This is a genomic window from Rhodococcus sp. EPR-147 (assembly GCF_001647185.1).
Taxonomy (GTDB): Bacteria; Actinomycetota; Actinomycetes; order Mycobacteriales; family Mycobacteriaceae; genus Rhodococcoides.
In genome coordinates this window covers 1-1,274 of sequence record NZ_LVCU01000146.1, presented here as the reverse complement: position 1 = coordinate 1,274, position 1,274 = coordinate 1, and the positions used below count along the sequence as shown (strand labels likewise).

Here is a 1,274-nt window from a genome sequence, read left to right as displayed (position 1 = left end):
CGTATGCGCTAGCCGATGTGGACCGGAGTGTCCCCGACGGGCAGGTCGTCCTTCTTGGCACGGACCAGCACCAGCACGACCGGGCACACCAACGCGACCAGGATCGCGGCGGTTCCGAAGGCCCACGCGTAGCCCGACACCTCGGCTGCGAAAGCGTGATCGATGGTGGCGAGCACGAAGTTGCGGATCGGTTCCGGTAGCGCGGCCAGCATCTCGTCGCTGGGGATTTCCTGGCCGGCAAGAGCATCCGCAGGAACTCCTGCGGGCGGCGTCGGTGCCGGGTTCTCGGCCAGGAACGTCGTCTTGGACGAGGTGTACACCGTGGTGAACACCGCTGCGCCGAGTGCGCCGCCGACCTGAAGCGTGGCGTTGATCAGCGCGGATGCAGCACCCGCATCGTGATCGGGGACGCCGATGAGAGCGACGTTCTGCATCGGCACCATCAGCAGGCCGAGACCGAGCCCGAGCAGTACGACTCCGGGGAGCACGTGCGTCCAGTACGAGGTGTCGACGCCGATCTGCGTGAGCAGCAGCAGGCCGATCGCCGAGACGACAGGGCCGACAGCCATCATCGGCTTGGGACCGATCTTGGGCACGAGCGCCGAGGCGATCGCGGCGGTGATCAGAATTCCGCCGGTCATGGGCAGTGACGCAACACCTGCGATGACCGGGCTCATCTGGAGCACTATCTGGAAGTAGAAGGTCAGATACAACGTGCCACCGAGTAGTGCTGCACCGATGACGGCGGACCCGATGTATGCGGCACCGCGGTCTCGGTCGAGCAGAACGCTCAGGGGGAGCAGCGGGTTGGCGGACTTGGATTCGACCACGACGAACGCGGCGAGCAGCGCGAGGCCGAGAGCGATGAAGGAGATGGTGGGTACCGTCGCCCAGCCGTCCTCGGCTTCGGTGAAGCCGTAGACCAGCGAGGCCAGTCCGAGTGCGACGAGGATCGCTCCGGGCAGGTCGTAGCGGGTGTCGCCGTGTGCCTTGCTCTCCTTGACCAGCGGGACTGCGGCGGCGATGGCAATGATGGCGACGGGGATGTTGACGAGCAGGCACCAGCGCCAGTTCGCGTACTCGGTGAGCACTCCGCCGAGGAGCAGTCCGACGGCTGCGCCGCCACCGGCGATCGCGCCGAACACGCCGAATGCCTTGGCGCGCTCCTTGGTGTCGGTGAACGTGACCGTCAGAATAGCCAGCGCTGCGGGTGCGAGCAGTGCCGCGAAGACGCCCTGACCTGCGCGTGCGATGAACAGCTGCCAGCCCTCCTG

The 1,274-nt window shown here is 66.6% G+C and carries 1 protein-coding gene; it reads right to left on the bottom strand.

Annotated elements, in window-relative coordinates:
* Window positions 1-8 precede the first annotated feature (8 nt).
* A partial coding sequence (locus A2J02_RS07065) for an MFS transporter (protein ID WP_068048547.1) occupies window positions 9-1,274 on the bottom strand: 1,266 nt, incomplete at its 5' end.